This window comes from Mesorhizobium sp. B2-1-1 (assembly GCF_006442975.2).
In the GTDB taxonomy this organism is placed as follows: Bacteria; Pseudomonadota; Alphaproteobacteria; order Rhizobiales; family Rhizobiaceae; genus Mesorhizobium.
Window position 1 is genome coordinate 5,594,689 of sequence record NZ_CP083954.1, and the last position, 19,366, is coordinate 5,614,054.

Annotated in this window: 17 protein-coding genes; 9 read left to right on the forward strand and 8 right to left on the reverse strand. The window is 61.1% G+C overall.

Translation table 11 applies throughout. From position 1 onward, the window contains the following. Positions 1-77 precede the first annotated feature (77 nt). A complete protein-coding gene (locus tag FJ972_RS27150) occupies positions 78-1,661 on the forward strand; it encodes a sugar ABC transporter ATP-binding protein (RefSeq protein ID WP_140496523.1) in 1,584 nt (527 codons plus the stop codon). 62 nt (positions 1,662-1,723) lie between these two features. Further along, positions 1,724-2,605 carry an ABC transporter permease gene (locus tag FJ972_RS27155; RefSeq protein WP_181165435.1) on the forward strand — a complete coding sequence of 294 codons (882 nt, stop codon included), beginning with the start codon at positions 1,724-1,726 and terminating at the stop codon, positions 2,603-2,605. Positions 2,606-2,722: 117 nt separating this feature from the next. On the opposite strand, the gene FJ972_RS27160 is transcribed toward FJ972_RS27155, so the two are convergent. From FJ972_RS27160 to FJ972_RS27185, 6 genes are all read right to left on the reverse strand, one after another. Next, on the reverse strand, positions 2,723-3,937 hold the full coding sequence (locus tag FJ972_RS27160; RefSeq protein ID WP_140524033.1) for a DUF2235 domain-containing protein: 1,215 nt from the start codon (positions 3,935-3,937) through the stop codon (positions 2,723-2,725). Between the two features lie 141 nt (positions 3,938-4,078). After that, positions 4,079-5,278 (reverse strand): mandelate racemase/muconate lactonizing enzyme family protein, encoded by a 1,200-nt coding sequence (locus FJ972_RS27165; RefSeq protein WP_140524032.1) that lies wholly within the window; start codon positions 5,276-5,278, stop codon positions 4,079-4,081. A gap of 9 nt (positions 5,279-5,287) precedes the next feature. Further along, positions 5,288-5,614 (reverse strand): NIPSNAP family protein, encoded by a 327-nt coding sequence (locus FJ972_RS27170; protein WP_140496531.1) that lies wholly within the window; start codon positions 5,612-5,614, stop codon positions 5,288-5,290. 102 nt (positions 5,615-5,716) lie between these two features. Then, complete coding sequence (locus tag FJ972_RS27175) at positions 5,717-7,078, reverse strand: mandelate racemase/muconate lactonizing enzyme family protein (RefSeq protein ID WP_140524030.1); 1,362 nt, start codon at positions 7,076-7,078, stop codon at positions 5,717-5,719. A gap of 66 nt (positions 7,079-7,144) precedes the next feature. Further along, entirely contained in the window at positions 7,145-8,311 is a 1,167-nt protein-coding gene (locus tag FJ972_RS27180; protein ID WP_140524028.1) for a mandelate racemase/muconate lactonizing enzyme family protein, read from the reverse strand. Positions 8,312-8,363: 52 nt separating this feature from the next. After that, positions 8,364-9,074: a GntR family transcriptional regulator gene (locus FJ972_RS27185; RefSeq protein WP_140524027.1), complete on the reverse strand. Its 711-nt coding sequence runs from the start codon at positions 9,072-9,074 to the stop codon at positions 8,364-8,366. Between the two features lie 214 nt (positions 9,075-9,288). Here FJ972_RS27185 and FJ972_RS27190 point away from each other — a divergent pair, with 214 nt between their 5' ends. The 6 genes from FJ972_RS27190 (at position 9,289) to FJ972_RS27215 (ending at position 15,874) form a co-directional block, all read left to right on the forward strand. Continuing rightward, on the forward strand, positions 9,289-10,767 hold the full coding sequence (locus FJ972_RS27190; protein WP_140524025.1) for an ABC transporter substrate-binding protein: 1,479 nt from the start codon (positions 9,289-9,291) through the stop codon (positions 10,765-10,767). Positions 10,768-10,845: 78 nt separating this feature from the next. Then, entirely contained in the window at positions 10,846-11,805 is a 960-nt protein-coding gene (locus FJ972_RS27195; protein WP_140496541.1) for a carbohydrate ABC transporter permease, read from the forward strand. Beyond that, a complete protein-coding gene (locus FJ972_RS27200) occupies positions 11,802-12,692 on the forward strand; it encodes a carbohydrate ABC transporter permease (protein WP_140524023.1) in 891 nt (296 codons plus the stop codon). The genes FJ972_RS27195 and FJ972_RS27200 overlap by 4 nt, the downstream gene beginning before the upstream one ends. Before the next feature lie 124 nt (positions 12,693-12,816). After that, a complete protein-coding gene (locus tag FJ972_RS27205; RefSeq protein WP_140496545.1) occupies positions 12,817-13,914 on the forward strand; it encodes an ABC transporter ATP-binding protein in 1,098 nt (365 codons plus the stop codon). A gap of 31 nt (positions 13,915-13,945) precedes the next feature. Beyond that, a complete protein-coding gene (locus FJ972_RS27210; RefSeq protein WP_140524021.1) occupies positions 13,946-15,109 on the forward strand; it encodes a mandelate racemase/muconate lactonizing enzyme family protein in 1,164 nt (387 codons plus the stop codon). A 24-nt stretch (positions 15,110-15,133) separates the two neighbouring features. Beyond that, a complete protein-coding gene (locus tag FJ972_RS27215; RefSeq protein ID WP_140524019.1) occupies positions 15,134-15,874 on the forward strand; it encodes a ribonuclease activity regulator RraA in 741 nt (246 codons plus the stop codon). A gap of 850 nt (positions 15,875-16,724) precedes the next feature. On the opposite strand, the gene FJ972_RS27220 is transcribed toward FJ972_RS27215, so the two are convergent. Beyond that, on the reverse strand, positions 16,725-17,036 hold the full coding sequence (locus FJ972_RS27220) for a hypothetical protein (protein WP_140524017.1): 312 nt from the start codon (positions 17,034-17,036) through the stop codon (positions 16,725-16,727). On the opposite strand from FJ972_RS27220, the gene FJ972_RS27225 reads away from it, so the two are divergent. Then, positions 17,023-17,367 (forward strand): hypothetical protein, encoded by a 345-nt coding sequence (locus tag FJ972_RS27225; RefSeq protein WP_140496551.1) that lies wholly within the window; start codon positions 17,023-17,025, stop codon positions 17,365-17,367. The genes FJ972_RS27220 and FJ972_RS27225 overlap by 14 nt on opposite strands. A 116-nt stretch (positions 17,368-17,483) precedes the next feature. Here the strand turns inward: FJ972_RS27225 and ggt are convergent, their stop codons facing one another. Further along, on the reverse strand, positions 17,484-19,223 hold the full coding sequence (gene ggt, locus FJ972_RS27230; RefSeq protein WP_140524015.1) for a gamma-glutamyltransferase: 1,740 nt from the start codon (positions 19,221-19,223) through the stop codon (positions 17,484-17,486). Between the last annotated feature and the right edge of the window lie 143 nt (positions 19,224-19,366).

Sequence of the window (19,366 nt, forward strand, 5' to 3'; positions counted from 1 at the left end):
GGAATTGCTCTGGCTCCTTCTTTCGCCGGCGGGCCGCAGCAGTCCGCCGGCGCTCCCCGAGCGATCGAGAAATCGTCATGGCCGAAGCGAAAACTTCAACGTCCCAGCGCCCTATCGTAACGATGCAACGCATCGGCAAGTCGTTTGGCGCGAACCGCGTGCTGTCGGACATTTCGTTCGAGGTCAAGGCCGGCGAAACGCATGCACTGCTCGGCGAAAATGGTGCGGGCAAGTCGACGCTCATGAAGATCCTCATGGGCGCGTATCGGACGGACGAAGGCCGGATTCTGTTCGACGGCGAGGATGTCACCGCCCTGTCGCTTCGAGAGAGGATCGATCGCGGGATCGCAATGATCTTCCAGGAGCTGAGCGTCTTGCCGAACCGTTCGGTTGCCGAAAACCTGTTTATCCTTCGCGAGCCGCTCGCCTTCGGCCGACGTGTCGATGCCAGAAAAATGCTGCGCGAGGCCCGGGCTCTGATCGGGCGATATGCCTTCTCGCTCGATGCTTCGGCACGTGTGGGCGACCTGGCGTTCGCTCAGCGCCAGATGGTCGAGATTCTCAAAGCGATCTCGCGGGGCGCCAAGCTGCTCGTAATGGACGAGCCGACTTCGTCCCTGACCATCCATGAGGAGGAAACGCTTTTTCGGACAATCGGTCAGCTCAAGCAGAACGGAATCGGTATCGTCTACATCAGCCATCGCATGGCCGATGTGCTGCAGCTTTCGGATCGCATCTCGATCATCAAGGATGGACGTCTGGTCGGTCCGCTCGATCCGGAGAAGACGTCCATCGAGGATATCGCGGCGTTGATGTCCCGGCCCAAGGTCCAAACGCCTTCCCCCGCCGCAGCCGCGCCAGCAAATCGGCAGCCTGCAACGCCCGCCGGGACGCCGGCTCTTGAGGTCCGTGACCTTGCCACCTCGCGCAAACTGTCCGGCGTGTCGTTCTCGATCGGCCCGGGCGAGATCGTCGGCCTTGCCGGGCTTGTCGGCAGTGGCCGCTCGACCCTGGGCAAGGCCTTGTTCGGCATCCTTCCGGATGTAACCGGCCACATCGCCGTCGGGAGCGACCCCGTCCAGCCGGGCAGTGTCAGCAGGGCCATCGCTGCCGGTATCGCGCTTGTCCCCGAAGACCGTCGGCTCGAAGGTCTTGTGGGTGGACGTTCGATCGAGGAGAACCTCGCACTTCCCCGCCTTTCCGAGTTCTCGCTGGCGGGTCCGTTCGGGCCGATGGCGAAGGCCCGGATAACGGCTCTGTTCAGACAATACCGGGACGATCTCAGTATCCTGTGCCGCGGTCCCTTACAGAAAGCCCAGGAGCTTTCGGGCGGCAATCAGCAGAAGATCGTCTTCGCCAAATGGCTGGCCATGAAGCCGAAGCTGTTGATCCTCGACGAACCAACCTCCGGCGTCGACATCAATGCCAAGCGCGATATGCGCGAACTTGTGCGCCGCACGGCCGGCGAAGGCGTCGCCGTGCTGCTCATTTCTTCGGAACTCGAAGAACTCCTGGATTTGTCCGATCGCATTCTGGTGATGGCGCAAGGGCGGATCACGCGCAGCATCGATCGCGCGGACGACGAGACAAAACTTCGCGCGTTGCTGCAGGCCGAGGCGGCCAGACAAGCCAGTGCGCGCGCCCAGGGAGTTGCAGCATGAAACCGTCCCCTATGCCCTCGCACGCAAATGCGATAAATTTTTTCCGCGATCACATCACCTATGTGATCTTCCTGGCGATAACCCTCTACTTCGTCCTGTTTGCTCCACACTTCGCGTCTGTGTCGACCGCAAGCGCGGTTCTGCGCATCACGGCCATCGTTTCGGCAATGGCGATCGGCATGACATTCGTCATCATCTGCGGCGAAATCGACCTGTCGGTAGGATCGGTTGCAAGTTTTTCGGGGATGATCGGAGCGCTGCTGCTCGGCCAGGATGTTCCCACCTACGTCGCAGCTCTTCTGGTGCTGGCAGCCGGCGCAGCGATCGGGGCCACCTCCGGCATCCTTGTTACAAAAATACGCATTCCATCGTTTCTTGTGACCCTTGGCATGCTGTCGATCTTTTCCGGACTGGCGCTGACGATCACCGGCACCCGGCCAGTGTCGATCGTCGACGATGATTTCTCGAACCTGTTCTGGAACGGTAGTTTTCTGGGCGTGCAGGCGCCAATCTGGTGGACAATCGTCCTAACTTCCGTCGGCTATTATCTTCTGCACCAGATGCCCTTCGGCAGGCGTGTTTATGCGACTGGTGGAAACCCTGTAGCCGCCCGCTTTTCCGGGGTGCGGACGGACAGCGTCAAAATTTTCGCCTTTGTGCTGTCCGGCATGATGGCATCCCTTGCAGGGATGATGCTCGCGGCCCGCTCCACCGCCGGCAATCCCAGCCTGGGGGCGGGTCTCGAACTCGACGTCATCGCGGCCGTGATCATAGGCGGGACAAGTCTCTTCGGCGGCTATGGATCGATCGTCGGTTCTGTCGTCGGAGCAATCTTCATAGGAATTCTCGGATTCGGTCTTCTCGTGCTCGGTCTTTCGACCAGCATCCAGGAGGTGATCAAGGGCGCTATCATCATCATTGCCGTCTCGTTGAACCGGCGTTGAAAGCAGCAGAGTTCCATGACCCGACGAAACGCGCGCGTTCCACGCGTTGACTGATGAAATCGCGCCGTGCCCACCTGAGATTTCTCCACCGGCTTCACGGCCCGCTCGGCGCCTGCGCTAACCAGCTTCGTTGGCCAGGTGATCCTTCATGAGGTCACCATAGGGTTCAACATTGAATGCCGTTGGAAAATTCTCGGGCTTATAGGCCGGGATCGCCGCCTTCCGATCCAGAACCGACTGATGGACCAGCGGCCGCCGTTCCTGTCGCTCGATCGTGCGCGGCTCGGCTTGCGGTAGGTAGAAGCCGAGGACGGATTTTCGCTTCCATTCACGCCATTTGACGGACTTTGGGATCCACTCGAGCGGCTTCCAGCCCACGGTCATTGAATCATGCACGATCCCCAACGGATCGGGGCTGACGAACGTCATCGTCCCCTCGCCCTTCCCTTCCCCGAAGACAAGCCGCTCCAGCATGCGGGAATTGGTCTGCAATCCAAATGCTTTGGCCTGATCAACCATCCAGTCGAGCGGAAATTTGGATATGGCGCTTTCCTCTTCAGGATAGCCACCGCCGACATCGGAATGAGATCCGGCGAACCAGACTTGTTTGATATCCTGCTCTTTTGCCGGCGAAATCTTGTCGAAAGGATTTTCGACGAATGGCTGCGGCTCGACCCACCGGTTCAGCCGGAACATGCGACGATGCTCATCGATCGCAATTGCATGTCGAAAGACTTCGACGCTCGGGTTGGTCCTCGTATGCGGCAGTGTGAGGAGCTGTGGTAGAAGCCGGTCGCTTCGCGGCACGATGATCGACGCCACGGTGTCCCAAACACCAAGAAATCTGATGCGCGCGTCCCGGGCTCCTGAAACCTTGGAAAAGTGCCAGGCAACGCTAAGGTCGTGCTCATCGCTGGCTTGCTTGTAAGAGCTTACGGCATACTCAACGATGTTGAGTTGGTCCGGATGCAGCAGGCCGATCATGTGGATCAAGCCCGCAACGGCGCGGGCTGTATAGGCTCCGCGGCTGAAGCCAAAGAGGAAGATTACGTCCCCTTCGACGTAGTGCATGCAGATGAAGGCGTAGGCGCCGGCGATTTCGGCGTCGAGACCATATCCAGTTGCGAGCTCGAACACGGATTTCGCGTTCTGGCGCCATCGCGTCCAGGCATCGCTGGCACCGATGGTTCCTATGCCGGCGTCATAATAGACGCGCTGCTCCTCATTCTTCTTCAGGATGCGGAACAACTTCAAGACATTCGAGAGATTGCGCTCGATCTGGTTTCCCGTTCCATCGCAGCAGACAACGATGTTTTTGCCAGTCCGCTTCAACGCCACCGCCTTTGAAGGTCCAGTTCAGACCAACCGACTTTGACCCAAGCTGTGGATCACATCAACAGGCGTCTGACAATGGATACCGATGAGAATGTAGCGGCGCGGTCGGCGTGGTTCCGGTGGCGAAAGAAGAGGGCTTCAATCAAAGAAGCCCGTATCCTCTTCCCTGAGATACTTCCTGGCTGCTTCGGCGTCGATATCGAGGCCCAGTCCCGGCGCTTCCAGCAGGTCCACCATGCTGTCCTTCACGATCTGCGACGGCAGGCCGATCACGAGATCCTCCCACCAGGGGTCAGAGGCGCTCGGATATTCGAAGGCAATGTAGTTGGCGGGCAAGGTGGCGCAAACGGTGATCAGGGCGCCGAGGCCCAGCAGGCCGTTGGCGGTGCCGTGCGGCGCCATCAGGATGGAGTGCATATAGGCGTGCTCGGCGACCCATTTGAGTTCGGCAATACCGCCGATATCGGCAGGATCGGGGCCGATGACGCGCACGGCCTGCGTCTCGATCAGCTCCTTGAAATTGTGCCGCAAGTAGATCTGCTCGCCGGTATGGATCGGCGTCGAGGTGGAGGTTGTCAGCTCCCGATAGGCCTGCGGATTGACCCACGGCACATAGTCGCCGGTCAGCATGTCCTCGAGCCACATCAAATTGTACTTCTCCACCGCGCGAGCGAACTTGATCGCATCGGGCAGCATCCAGCCCGGGCCGCAGTCGAGCGCCAGGCTGACCTTGTCGCCCAGCACTTCCTTCATGGCGATCACGCAGTCGAGCATGTGGTTGAAACCGCGCTCGCTGATCACGCCCTGATCCATGGCACCGTGATAGCCGGCCTTCTTCTGCGTCACGCCATAATGGAAGTCCTCGATGCTGTCCTTCATGTTCGAGTGGAACGAGATTCCTTGCTTGACCATGAAGAAGTTCTGCGGCTGCTCCATCATCCATTTGACGTCGGCCGCATAATCCTCCGGCCGGTCGCCCGCGCGTTTCCGGCGGATCGAGCCGTTATAGACGCGCACCTTGTCGCGCACCTTGCCGCCGAGCAGTTTGTAGGCCGGCACGCCAGCGGCCTTGCCGGCAATGTCCCACAGCGCATGCTCGATCGCGGAGACGGCGGCGCCATAGGGCTTGAACGAACCTCGCTGGCGGATATTCAGCATCACCCGCTCGACGTCGGTCGGATCCTCGCCGATCAGCGCCTCGCGGAAATGCAGCACAAAGGGCTTGAGATAGGTCTTTGTGAACTCGACCTCGCCAAGGCCATGGAGGCCCTCGTCAGTGACGACGCGAACGATGGGATGCCGCCCGATGACGGCGCAGCGCAGGTCGGTGATCTTCATGGCACAGTCCTATTTCACAGACGAGAAAGCTGTCGGTGTGAGCAGCTGGCTGGCGATATTGGCAACGATCTGCCCGTCACGCTCAGACTCGTCCCGGGCCCTGTGCCATGCCGGATCGGTGACGAAAGCCGCCCATTTCGCCTCACGCTCGGCCAGCGATTCCCAGGCGAGGAAATAGGTAAGGCGATTGCTGTTTTCGCCGATCGCCGTGGTGAAAAACCCGGCTTGGCGGATGCCATGCCTCTCCCAGATGGCCAGCGTTTGGTCGGAAAAGCGCTTGAGCAAAGCCGGCAGCCTGCCCGGCAGGCAGTCATAGATACGCAGTTCGTAGATCATGGTTTCGTCCGTTTCTTTCTTCGCCTCTCCCCTCGGAGAGGGCGACACGAATGGTCGGTCGTTGGCCCTGTGAGCTTGAGGAATGAGGGCTGGGCGTCTGGGCTAACTCCAGGTCCGGTCCCAGCTATATTCATTGTCCCAATGCTCGGTGGATTGCCAGATGCCGGTGACACCCGGCTGCAGATGCTGCGAGATCACCTCGTCTACGACGTCGTCGATCCCCAGACCCGGCTTGTCCGGAACAGTGATGAACCCGTCCTGCACGAGCGGCTTGGGAAGGCCGGTGACGATATCGTCCCACCAGTCGACATCGGCGGAGTGGTATTCGAGCGCCATGAAGTTCTCGGTCGCGGTGGCGACATGGGCCGCGGCCATCGCGGCGATTGGACTTTCGGCCATGTGGATGGCCATGGCAACGCCGTGATCCTGCGCCATGTCGCCGATCTTCTTGGTCTCCAGGATGCCCCCGCTGGTGAGCAGGTCCGGGTGGACAATGGAGAGGCCACCGCTCTTGAGCAGAGGCTCGAACCCCTCCTTGAGGTAGATGTCCTCGCCGGTGCAGATGGGCACCGTGGTGGCGTCCTGCAACTGCCGGTACTGCTCGGTGTACTGCCAGGGGATTACATCCTCGAGCCAGGCCGGCACGTATTTTTCAATTCGCCTGGCGAGCCGAATGCAGTTCTGGAGTGAGATGTGGCCGACGTGGTCGATAGCGAGCGGGATCTCCATGCCGATGACCTCGCGAACCTCGGCAATGTACTGCTCGAGCAGGTCGAGGCCCTTGTCGGAAAAATGGAGGCCGGTAAACGGGTGGGCGACATTATGCAGGTCGTAGGCCGCGTTGCGGGCGCGCCGCTCATCAACGGTCTTGAGCGGGCCGCGGGCGGGATGAACGCGGTAGCCTTCGAGTGAGCCGGCAGGAGACACGACCGCGCCGGGCACATCCGCGATCTGCATCAGCCCCAGATCCATCTTGAGGAAGGTGAAGCCGAGCTCCATGCGCTGCTTGAGGCGCTTGCCGGTCTCTGTGCCGCTCGGCACGGTTGCATCGGTATCGCAATAGAGGCGCACCTTCTCCCGAAACCGGCCGCCGAGCATCTGGTAGATCGGAACGCCATAGGCCTTGCCGGCGAGATCCCACAGCGCGATTTCGACCGCCGAGACGCCGCCACCTTGCCGGCCGTGCCCGCCGAACTGCTTGATCCGGCGAAACAGGCGATCGATGTTGCAGGGATTCTCGCCAAGCAACCGGCTCTTCAGCATCAGCGCGTAGGTGGCGCTGGCCCCGTCGCGCACCTCGCCAAGCCCGACGATGCCCTGGTTGGTGTAGATCTTGAGCAGCGCCGTTGTGAACGGTGCGCCGACGATTTCAGCCACCCGCATGTCGGTGATGCGAAGATCGGACGGCTTGGAGTTCATGTTCACCCGATCAAGGGCTTCGTCGGCTCCACCGGTCTTGGGCATCACTTATCCTCGTTTTGGTAGGCGGGCTTTTCGGCGGCATGCAGCCCCGACATGAGGCGACATGCGTCAGCCCAGCTCAATCTCGTGGGCTTGCAGGTACTCGCGGTCCATCTCGATGCCGAGACCGGGCCTCGACGTCAGTTTGAGGCTGCCGTTCGAAACGTCGAGCGGTGTGTCGATGAGATGATCGTATTTACCCAGGTTCCACTCCGACGTCTCGAGCTTGTAGAAGTTAGGAACTGTCATCATCACCTGCGCCCCCGCCACCACGTTGATCGGCCCCGCGGCGTCATGCGGCGAGACCGGGACGTAGTAGGCTTCGCACAGGGCAGAGATCTTCTTGAGTTCGGTAATGCCGCCGGTCCAGGTGACGTCAGGCATGATGTAGTCAGCGAGCTTGTTTTCGAGCACCGGCACGAAGTCCCACTTGGTGTGGCCGCGCTCTCCCCAGGAGATGGCGGCGCTGACCTTCTCACGCACCTGCTTGAGGGCATTGAGGCTCTCGGGCGGGCAAGGCTCCTCGAACCAGTCGATCTGGCCGGCTTCCTCGAGGCTTCGGCAGAGGCGAATGGCGGTTGGAACATCGAAACGGCCGTGCGCATCGATGAGAATGTCGACATCAGGGCCCGCCGTTTCGCGGATCAGAGCCGTGAGTTCGGCCGCTTCGCGCTCGTCCTTGCGAGTCATGCTGCCATCGAGGTAGCCGTCCCGCTGTTCGCGCGACACGCCATCGGCGCCACGTCGCTGATGCGGGAAAGGATCAAACTTGAGCGCGGTGTGTCCGGACTCGACGATGTCCCGAATTTCGCGGACCACCGCCTCCTTGCTGGTAAATTTGGACTGGTTGGGATGGGTGTAGAGCGCGATTTCATCGCGCACCGGCCCGCCCAGCAGCTCGTAGATGGGCTTGCCCAAAACTTTGCCCCGGATGTCCCAGAGAGCTATGTCGATGGCGCTCACGCATTCGACCGCGGCGCCGCGGCTGCCCATATAGGTGAAGCTGCGGAAAATCTTGTGCCAGAGATGCTCGATCCGGGCCGGGTCCTCGCCGGTCACGGCGGCGCCGATCTGCCGTAGGATCGTGCAGAGCGCGCGGTTGGCGAGCTTGGTGGTGGTCGTGATCTCTCCCCAGCCGCTCACCCCCTCGTCGGTCGTCATTTCGACGAACAGGTACTCTCCCCAATAGGACGCATCGGACTTGATCAGCCACGGCCGAATGCTCGTAATTTTCATGTCAGCTACCTCTGTCTGATCGTCTGGCTAACGATGTTCTGGATCGCGCATTCTATCCGGCCCGAGCGGCGTTGCGCGCACGCATATGTTCGAGGATGTGCCGGCCGGAGCCCTCGACATGGCGAGCAACGAGTTCGGCCGCCTTGTCGGCATCTCCCGCCTTTACCAGCGCGATGAGCTCGCGGTGCTCGCGAATGATCGCGGCACGCCGGGCAAGCGTGAAATTGAAACGCCGGCTCACGGCTCGCAGCACTTCACGATGCTTCCACCAAAGCTCGGCGGCATGGCGGTTGTAATGCCGCTGGTACATCACGGTGTGGAAGGCGGTATCCAGCTCGCTGTGCCTGAACGTATCGGCGAAGTTGTTCTCTTCAATCAGGTCCTGGAGACGTTGGAGTTCGGCGATGTCCTCGCCGGTGGCCATATTCACAAACCATCGCGTCAGGGCCGGCTCGATCAGAACGCCGATCTCATAAATGTCGCGGACAAACTCCTGATCGATAGGCCGGACGCGCGCCCCGCGGTTGGGGAGAAAGGTGACAAAGCCTTCGCCGCGCAACAGCTGCAAGGCTTCGCGCACGGGGTTGGTCGAGGTGCCGTGGCGCCGGGCGAGATCAGTGACCACGAGCCGTTCGTTGGCGGCAAGCCGTCCCTCGATGATGTCTTCCCTGATCAGCTCATAAAGCGAGGCGCCCTCGCTGGACGCCCCTATGGGGTCAATCCCCACCGGTGGCTTGGCTTTGAAATCGTTTGGTTCGGCCAAGGCCCGCTCCCCTGGGTTAATACACACCCTTTCCGATTAGCACGCAAAGTTTCGATAAACAATGTACGATCTAACGCGTTGACAGGCAATTCATGATCTGAAAACGTACAAGGCTCCCGAACGGGTACACAGATACAAAGACGTCCTGCGATCAAACGAGCAAGACCGCTTTGCCTCGCCGCAAAGCGGCATGGGAGAACCAGGGAGGATACCTATGACGAGGATTATACTCGGCAGTGCGGTCCTGCGCGGCACTGTCGTCAGCGTTTTGGCGGCATCGCTGATGTCCACATCGGCGCTGGGCGCGCCGCCGGTCGACCTCAGCAAGTGGTCGCCGGAATATGTCCGCGCCATTGCGGGCACACAGGATTTCGACACGGCGGCCGATTGTGCCAAGGTCACCCCGCTGGACTACAAGGGGCGACTGACCTTCTGGTATCAGGGCGTTTTCGAGGGCGACCCCGACCTCCTGCGCCAATACTACAAGGAATTCTTCGAAACCTTCCGCAAGACCTATCCAAACATCCAGCTCGAGGAACAAGCCCTCACCTATAACGATCTTCTCGACAAGTTCCGCACCGCGCTCCTCGGCAATGCCGCGCCGATGGCGGTCCGCTTGCAAATCCTGGGTGGTACCGAATTCGCTTCAAAAGGCTATCTGCAGCCGCTGAAGCCCGAGGATGTGGGCTATTCGACCGAGGACTTCTGGCCCGGCGCCATGAAGGCCGTGACCTGGGACGGGGTGACCTACGGCATTCCAACCAACAACGAAACGATGGCGTTCATCTGGAACGCCGACATCTTCAAACGCGCCGGCCTCGATCCGGACAAGCCACCGGCAACCTGGGACGACGTCATCAAGTATTCCAAGCAGATCCACGACAAGCTCGGCATTGCCGGGTATGGCCTCGTGGCTCGCAAGAATGCCGGCAATACGCCGTATCGCTTCATGCCGCAGCTATGGGCCTATGGTGGCGGCGTCTTCGACGAAGCGGCGGCAAACCCGACCTATGAGCAGGTCGAGCTGGACAGCCCGCAGAGCAAGGCGGCGCTGCAGGCTTCCTACGACATGTATGTTCGCGACAAGTCGGTTCCGGTTTCGGCACTCACCAACCAGCAGGCCGATAACCAGCCCCTGTTCGTCGCCGGCCAACTCGGCATGATGATCTCGCACCCCTCCGACTACAATGTCATGCTCGACCTGCAGAAGAAGGCGACGGGCACCGACAAGGACAAGGCGCAGACCGTCATAGACAACATGCGCTACGGCCTGATCCCGGCTGGGCCCGACGGCAAGCGCGCGGTCGTGTTCGGCGGCTCGAACATCCACATCCTGAAGCCCGAATATGTCGAAGGCGGCAAGGTAGACGAGCCGGCCGCGAAGGCTATCATCTGCATGTGGACGAGCCCTGAATGGTCGCTGAAGATGGCCTATGCCGGATCGAATCCCGGCAACCTGAACGGCTTCAAGACCAAATGGATGAAGGAACGTCTGGACAACATCAAATTCCTCGATGTCACGACCTCGATGCTGCCATACGGCATCCCGTTCCCGGCGCTGCCGCAGGCCCCGGAGATCATGAACATCATCGTCCCGGACATGCTGCAGAATGCCCTGACCGGAGCGATGACCGTCGACCAGGCGGCGGACGACGCGGCCCAGAAGGTGAAAGACCTGATGGGCGGGCTCTAGCCTGCGCCTGACCCACGACCTGACCGGCTGCGCTGACAGCGCAGCCGGTTCGTTCCGAAGAAACAAGGGCATACCATCGTGACGATCGTGACCGGCAAGGCCGAGGCGCGCCGAAAATTGCAACCCGGCAGGTCCGGTGCGCTGCGGGATATCTGGGAGCATCGCGCCGACTACGCGTACGTGCTGCCCGCGATCGCCGTGATGCTCATCGTCATCGCCTATCCGATCTACTACACGATCGAGCTGTCGTTCTATAAGACGCCACCCGGCTTGCAGCTTCGTGACAAGACCTTCATCGGCTTCGACAACTACACGGCCATCCTCACCAGCGAGGTGTTCTGGAAAGTCACCTGGAACACGCTGATCTGGACATTCGGGTCCACCTTCATCTCCTTTGTCCTGGGGTTTGCCACTGCGCTGGCGCTCCACCGCGACTTTATCGGCCGCGGTGTGCTGCGCGCTATCCTGATCATTCCCTGGGTCATCAGCGCGGTCGCCGCCTCCTATATCTGGAAGTGGATCTACCATTCGGATTTCGGCATCATCGGCGCAGTGCTGGTCGGCCTCGGATTGGCCGACCGACCGCCGAATTTCATCGACAACGTCAGCACGGTTCTCCCCTCGCTGATCGTCGTCAATATCTGGCGCGAGTTTCCGTTCGCCATGATCATGATGATGGCGGGCCTGCAGACAGTCCCCGAGCAGTTGCTGCTCGCCGCGAAAGTTGACGGAGCCAATGCCTGGCAGCGCTTCTGGCACGTCACCTTCCCGCATCTGCGCAACGTCTCGGTGGTGACGATCCTGCTGCTGGCAGTGGCCAACTTCAATTCCTTCATCATCCCCTGGATCATGACCGGCGGCGGGCCGTCGAATGCATCGCATATCTGGATCACCCATATTTACGAACTCGCCTTCGGCCGGCAGCGCTGGGGCGTGGCATCGGCCTATTCGGTGCTCCTGTTCATCATCCTGATGACGCTGGGCTACTTCTACGTCCGTGCGCTGAGCGGCAACGAGCGGAAGGAGGGCGGCGCATGAGCGCGATTGCCGAGACGGTCTCCCGAGGCCAGACCCGTCGCCGTATGCGCGTCGACGGATGGCGGTGGGCCGGTCGCATCTTCCTCGTTTTCATGCTGCTTTATACGGCGTTGCCGATGATCTGGATGCTGATCACCTCGATCAAATCCGGGTTCGCGGCGACGCAATTCCCGCCGCAATGGTGGCCGGACGAGCCGACCCTCGCCAGCTATCGGAAATTGCTCGATCCGCAGAACAGCGTCGGCCAGGACTTCCTCCGCTTCTTCTGGAACAGCCTGTTCGTGTCGACCGTCACGACAATCCTTTCCGTAATCGTGGCTGTCCCCGCGGCCTACGCTTTTTCGCGCTTCAGTTTCCCCGGACGGAACTTCCTGTTCTTCGCCGTTTTGCTGCGCAACATGTTTCCGGCAGTGATCTTTCTCGTGCCGCTCTTCATCCTGATGCGCGCGATCGGCCTGGTGAACACGCACGGCTCGCTCATTCTCACCTATCTGACGTTCGGGCTGCCGCTGGCGATCTGGCTGCTCAAGGGCTTTTACGACAACATCCCGGTGCAACTCGAGCAGGCGGCGCGCATCGACGGCGCAACGCGGTTCCAGGCCTTCATCCTGATCGTGATGCCGCTCTCGACGCCCGGGATCATCGCCACCGCGATCTATTCCTTCATCGGCGCCTGGAACGAATACATCTACGCCTACACCTTCCTTTCCAAGAACGAGCAATTGACACTGCCGGTCGGCATCCAGCGCTTCTTCTCGGAAAACACGACGGACTTTCCGGGCTTGATGGCGGCCAGCTTCATGATGAGCGTGCCCGTCGTGGTGCTGTTCCTCGTCCTGCAACGATACTTCGTACGCGCCCTTACAGAAGGCGCGGTCAAGCACTAGGGCCGGATGATTTCAGGTCGAACCGGTCTGACATCTGAATCCGGCTCTAAATCAAGGAGATAGAGCATGATGCCTGCCGAAAACCGCTTCACACTTTTCGGCATCATGTTCTAGGGAGTTGCCAATGGCCCACGTGGTCCTCAAAGATCTCGTCAAGACCTATGGCGGCTTCAAAGCTGTCAACGATGTTTCGCTGACGGTCAATGACGGCGAGTTCGTTGCGCTGGTCGGCCCTTCAGGCTGCGGCAAGACAACCACGCTCAATCTCGTCGCGGGGCTGACCTCGATTACATCGGGCGACATCGTCATCGGAGACCGGGTGGTCAATGATCTCGACCCCAAGGACCGGGACATCGCAATGGTGTTCCAGAACTACGCGCTGTACCCGCAGAAATCGGTCTACAAGAACCTGGCGTTCCCGCTGCAGATGCGGAAACTCTCCAGGGACGAGATCGACAAGAAGGTCAGGGAAGCGGCGCGCGTTCTCGACATGACGCACCTGCTCGAGCGCAAACCGCGGGAACTTTCGGGCGGGCAGCAGCAGCGCGTCGCCCTTGGCCGTGCCCTCGTCCGCGACCCCGCTGTGTTCCTCATGGACGAGCCGCTCTCCAACCTCGACGCCAAACTGCGCGTGCAGATGCGATCCGAGATCAAGCGCTTCCACCAGGACCTCAAGGCAACGATCATCTATGTGACGCACGACCAGCTCGAAGCCGTGACCATGGCCGACAAGATGGCGGTGATGAATGGCGGCTATCTGCAGCAATACGATTCACCGGCGCAGGTCTTTGCCCATCCGGTCAACATGTTCGTCGCCAGCTTCATCGGCAGCCCGGCGATGAGCCTCATCCCGCTGGAGGCTTCGACGGCCAACGGCAGCACCGCATTGACCAGCGCGGAAGGCTGGACGCTTGAGCTGTCGCAACTCAACGCGCGCAAGGTCCAGGGAGCGACCACCAAGAAGGTCGTGCTCGGCGCGCGGCACTCGACGATCAAGCTGCACAAAAGCGCGGTCCCGGGCGCCATTCCGGCCAAGGCCTATACGGTGGAGCCGACCGGAGACGTCACCTTCGTGCAAGCATTCCTGTCGGGCGCCATCGTCAACATCAGCGTGTCGCCCAACGTCGCCGTCAAACCTGATGAGCGGATCTGGCTCGAGTTCGACCAGGAGCGGATGCATCTGTTCGACGGCGAAACTGAAATGGCCCTCAAGGCCGACTGAGACAGGGGATGCGCGTGGAACGCGGGCGTGGATGACCAAGAACCTGAAGATCACCGCGATCAAGCCCTACCCGGTATGGGTGGGAACGCGCAACCAGATGCTCGTCAAGGTCGAGACCGACCAGGGTATCTTCGGCTGGGGCGAGAGCGGCTTGAGCGGTCGCGAGAAAGCCGTAGCCGGCGCGGTCGAGCACTATCGCGAGTTTCTCATCGGCCGCGACCCGATGCAGATCGGCCTGATCTGGCAGGAGGTTTATCGCAGCCAGTACTTCGAAGGAGGCCGGGTCCTGCAGGCGGCGATTTCCGCCATCGACATCGCCCTTCATGACATCAAAGGCAAGGCGCTGGGGGTGCCCGTCTACGAGCTGCTTGGCGGCAAGCAGCGCGACCGCGTGCCCACCTTCGCCTCGACCGGAGACGAGGCCGAGGGCGATGTTGCGATCGAACGCGCCCGCGAACTGCGCGCGCAGGGCTGGCAGGCGATCCGCTTCTTCCCCATCGGACAAAGCAGCAAGGACGTCTTCGAGCCGCGTGAATCGATCGGCCCTACCGCGAGCATGCTGAACAAAGCGCGCGAGGCGCTGGGCGATGAGGTGGTGCTCGGCGTCGATTATCATCATCGGCTGTCGGTGGCCGAGGCGGCGAGCTTCTGCAACAAGCTTGGCCGCGGCGTGCTTGATTTCCTCGAGGAGCCAATACGGGCCGAGACACCAGAGGCGTACGAGTCCCTTCGTACGATGACCGACATCCCCTTTGCCATCGGCGAGGAATTTGCCAGCAAGTGGCAGTTCCTGCCTTACATCGAGCGCGGCATCCACCAGTTCAACCGGCTCGATGTCTGCAATGTCGGCGGGCTCACCGAGGCGATGAAAGTCGCCGGCTGGAGCGAGGCGCACTATGTGGACCTGATGCCGCACAATCCCCTTGGCCCCGTGTGCACGGCCGCAACCGTGCATCTCGCCGCCGCGGTGCCCAACTTCGCGTGGCTCGAGACCAGGATCCCCGAAAGGAAGCTGGGTTTCGACAATTCCGACTTTTTCCCCGTACAGCCAAGGCTCGACGGGACCGATTATCCGGTCAGCGACCTGCCGGGGCTCGGCGTCGAGGTCAATGAAGCGGCGGTCCAGGCGCAGAGTTTCCGTTTCTGGGAAGCGCCACATCTCAAGCGCCGCGACGGCTCTGTCACCAACTGGTAATTCAATTTCAACCGGAGTCCGAAAATGACGCATACTCCCGATATCACGCGGCCGCCCAAGGACCTGATCGACGCGCTAAGGGAGATCGGCGCCGCCACGGTCGCGGGCACACTTGGCCACATGGGCTTTCGCAATCCGCACATGGTCGGCCCGGTGCCGCAGAACCATGGGAAGTCGATCGTCGGGCCGGCACTGACATTGCAGTTCATGCCGCAGCGACCGGACCTCTTCACCGAGGGAGAATATGCCGATCCGGAGACGCAACTTCACAGACATGTGCTCTACCATGCCCAGGAGGGCGACGTGGTAGTCGTCGACGCGCGCGGCGACATGAGCTCCGGTGTCTTCGGCGATATGATGTCGACCTATTTCAAGGGCAGAGGCGGCGCGGGCATCGTCATCGACGGGTGCATGCGCGACCGGCCCAATGTCGAAAAGCTCGACCTGCCTCTTTGGCTGCGCGGCTGGACGCCAAATTATCATGTGCAGACCAGCATCTATCCCAATGCGGTCAACGTTCCGATTGCCTGCGGCGGTGTCACGGTGATCCCCGGCGACATCATTGTCGCCGATGACGACGGGGTGGTGGTGCTGCCCGTCGCAATGGCCTCGAAGGTCATCGAAGAATCCCAGAAACATCACGATTGGGAGGAATTCTCACGAATGAAACTCATGGGGGGCGCGCCGTTGCAACGCTACTATCCACTGCACCCAAGCGCGAACGACGAGTACGAGGCTTGGCGGAAAGCCAACGCCAAACCTTGATAGACAGGATGAGCTGACAGTCGCCAGCGCGCGTCAGCCATTCCCCCTAATTTATCCTGGCGCCGCGCTGTGCGTCGAACAGGTGCGCCTTGCGCATCATCATCTCCAGCCCGATCTCCTGATCAGGTTTGAATGGCGGCCGATCCCGGCTCTCCGCCCGCTCGTTGACCTAAGCTGGGTTTAATCCCTGGCCACTCCAGACCTGTCCCTGCCGAAAGCTGGCGGCTTTTGCATCGGGAGATACCTGACCGCGCTGGTGGCGACACATTACCGTAACGGAAGCGGTCCTATCATCATTCGGTGATTTTGGGCGGGGGCCGGGATCGTCGGCCGGGACCGTCAAGATTAGGGGACCTGATATGGCCACGCAGCTTTGTCACATAGAGACAGCATTCTCGGGAGCGGGCTCGGCAATGGCTCCAAAGTTCGCGGAATCATGCGCTTGGGCGAATGCACGAGGCGTAACAATCTATCAGCGTTCAAAAACGGTATGGATCGCGGCCGGCGGCTATCGAGGCCGCGATTTGAAAGTAAAGGGACGGTCGCCTGCCACCGCGCTCGCACTATGGATCGAGGCTGTCCAGTACAGAGGTTCGACATGAGGCTGACCAACGAGGCGTCCAAGGCACGCAAGGAGATCAGCATCCATCGTATCGCCGCCCTGATACCAGCTTAGGATATCGCAGGCCGTCGCCGAAATTGGATCCCCGGCCGAGCTTTGTCCATGCGATCAGCCCGGCCGCTTTGGTCGAGCTGGTTCATCATGAGCCCGCGAGCGCCAGCATGACGCTCGCCCCAAGTGCGGAACACATCTGGCTCAACATCAAGCGGCCCCCTGGAGTTGAAAATTTTACGCGGCCGCGCCTGGCGCCGCGGCTCCGGTCGCGTAAAAATGCTTCTGCCGAAGCCGAATCAACTCAGCCATCATGTTTTCTCCAGAAGAAACGCCCATATAAAAACAGGTTGGCGGGCCGTTGCCATTCGGGCAGACACCGCTGGAGTTGCGGCGGTGATCCGAACCCGACAAAACGGTTGGCGCGCGCTGCCGGAACGGTTTGATATCGCGGTCAACACGTAGGGAGAAACACGCGATCGGGTTGCGCTCGGCATGTGTTGATGGTTTGTTGCCGGTCAGCGGAGAACGAGTGATGCGAGAATCCATCGGTCAAGACGAATACGGGTCGACCAGCCCCTTCGATCCGGATGACCTGCCGAATTTGAATGCGATCGGACCGGCCATGGGCAGCGGCAATGACTTCGAGAGATACGCGGTCGCCGTCATAATCGTGTTCGGCGCCCTGATCATAGGCGGGCTGATGGCCGCGTCGATGACCTTCGGCCACCGCAACGGTTTCCTGTTCGCGCTCGGCGGCGCCACATCGGCCTGGATATCGGGAAACGCGCTTCTGCTCGACCGGCCGCGCATCTACGCACTGTTCGTCGGCATCGCGGCCCTGATGCTGATCGCATCCACCGTCACGCTGATTTCGTGACGGCTTGATCGTCAATTAGAGCGGTCGTTTCACGGAAACTCAGGCCGCCCTGTCTTTTCGTTTTCGACGCGATTTCGGACGCGGGTTCACACGCTTGCGGAGTGCGCCCAGTCCCATCAATAGCCGAGCGCCTCGCCGGAAGCAGCGCGGCTGTCGATGGCGCCATTGTAGCGCGCGCCGCCGCCCTTCCCGATTTCCTCCAGGCTCTTGCCGCCGACCAGGATGCCCGCCGCCTGGCCCCAGGTCTTGTCGCTGAGATCGAGATGATAACCCATGCCGGCCAGCAGCCTTTCGGTGTCCGGCGACAGTCCGAACGGCTCGATATAGACTGTGTCGGGCAGCCATTGATGATGGATGCGCGGCGCGTCGATCGCCTCCTGGATGTTCATGCCGTGGTCGATGACGTTGACGATGGCTTCCAGCGTAATGGTGATGATGCGCGAACCGCCGGGGCTGCCGATGACCATGAACGGCTTGCCGTCCTTGGCCACCACGGTCGGGCTCATCGACGACAGCGGCGTCTTCTTCGGCTGGATGGCGTTGGCCTCGCCCTGGACCAGGCCGTAGAGGTTGGGCACGCCGGGCTTCTGGGTGAAATCGTCCATCTCGTTGTTGAGCAGGATACCGGTGCCGTCGGCGACGACGCCGGCGCCAAACGAGCCGTTGAGCGTGTAGGTGACCGCGACCGCGTTGCCGTCCTTGTCGATGATCGAATAGTGGGTCGTCTCCTTGCTCTCGCCGAACCCCTTCGGCATCAGGTCCTGAGAGACGCCGGCCCGGAACGGGTCGATCTTGTCGCGAATGTCCTTGGCGTAGGCCTTGTCCAGCAGTTTCGAGACCGGATTGTCGACGAAATCGGGATCTCCGAGCGCCGAGTTGCGATCGACATAGGCGTGGCGCATGGCTTCGATCATGACATGCACGGTCTCTGCCGAACCGGCGCCGAGATAGGACAGCGGGTAGCCTTCCAGCACGTTGAGGATTTCGCAGATGATGACGCCGCCGGAGCTTGGCGGCGGCGAGGAAATGATCTCGTAGCCGCGATAGGAACAGGTCACCGGCTTGAGCTCGCGCACCGCATATTGTTCGAAATCGCCCTTGGCCAGGATACCGCCCTTGGCGCCGCTTGCCTTGACGATGGCATCGGCGATGGCGCCCTTGTAGAAGGCGTCGGGGCCTTTTTCGGAAATCGCCGAGAGCGACGCGGCTAGGTCGGGTTGGACCAGCCGCTCGCCGATGCCATAGGGCTTGCCATCCGGCTTCAGGAATATGGCCGCCGCAGCTGGATCCTTCGCCAGCCTGTCGGCACCTCCGGCAAACGAGGCGGCGTCACCCTGATTGAGGATGAACCCGTCCTTGGCATAGCGAATGGCCGGCGCCATGAGGTCCTGCCGGGACAAGGTGCCGTATTTTTCGCGCGCCATCTCGAAACCGGCGACGGAGCCCGGCACGCCGACGGCGAGGTAGCCGTCGAGGCTGGCGCCTTTCACCGGTTTGCCGTCCTTGTCGAGATACATGGTCTTGGTCGCGGCCAGCGGCGCACGTTCGCGGAAATCGAGGAAGGTCGACTTGCCGTCCTTGAAGCGGACAGTCATGAAGCCGCCGCCGCCGATATTGCCGGCGTTGGGATAGACGACGGCGAGCGCATAACCAACAGCGACCGCCGCATCGACGGCGTTGCCGCCCTTCTTCAGGACTTCAACGCCCACCTCCGACGCCAGATGCTGCGCGGTGACAACCATGCCGTTCTCGCCCTTGACAGGCGCTGGCGAGGCGGCGATGGCGGCCGCCCATGGCGCGAAAGCGATCGTGAAGGAGAGGCTGACGGCGATCAGCGTGCGGCGAGTGATATGCATGGCGAGGCTCCTGGCGGGGGAACGCCTAGGAAACCGTGTTGGGGTGATCGAGTCCACTAACAATTGAGGGAGCACGAGAAAGAGCCCCCACCCGGATTGCCATCCGACCTCTTCCCTAGTGGAGAGGAGGCCGTCAGCGCTCG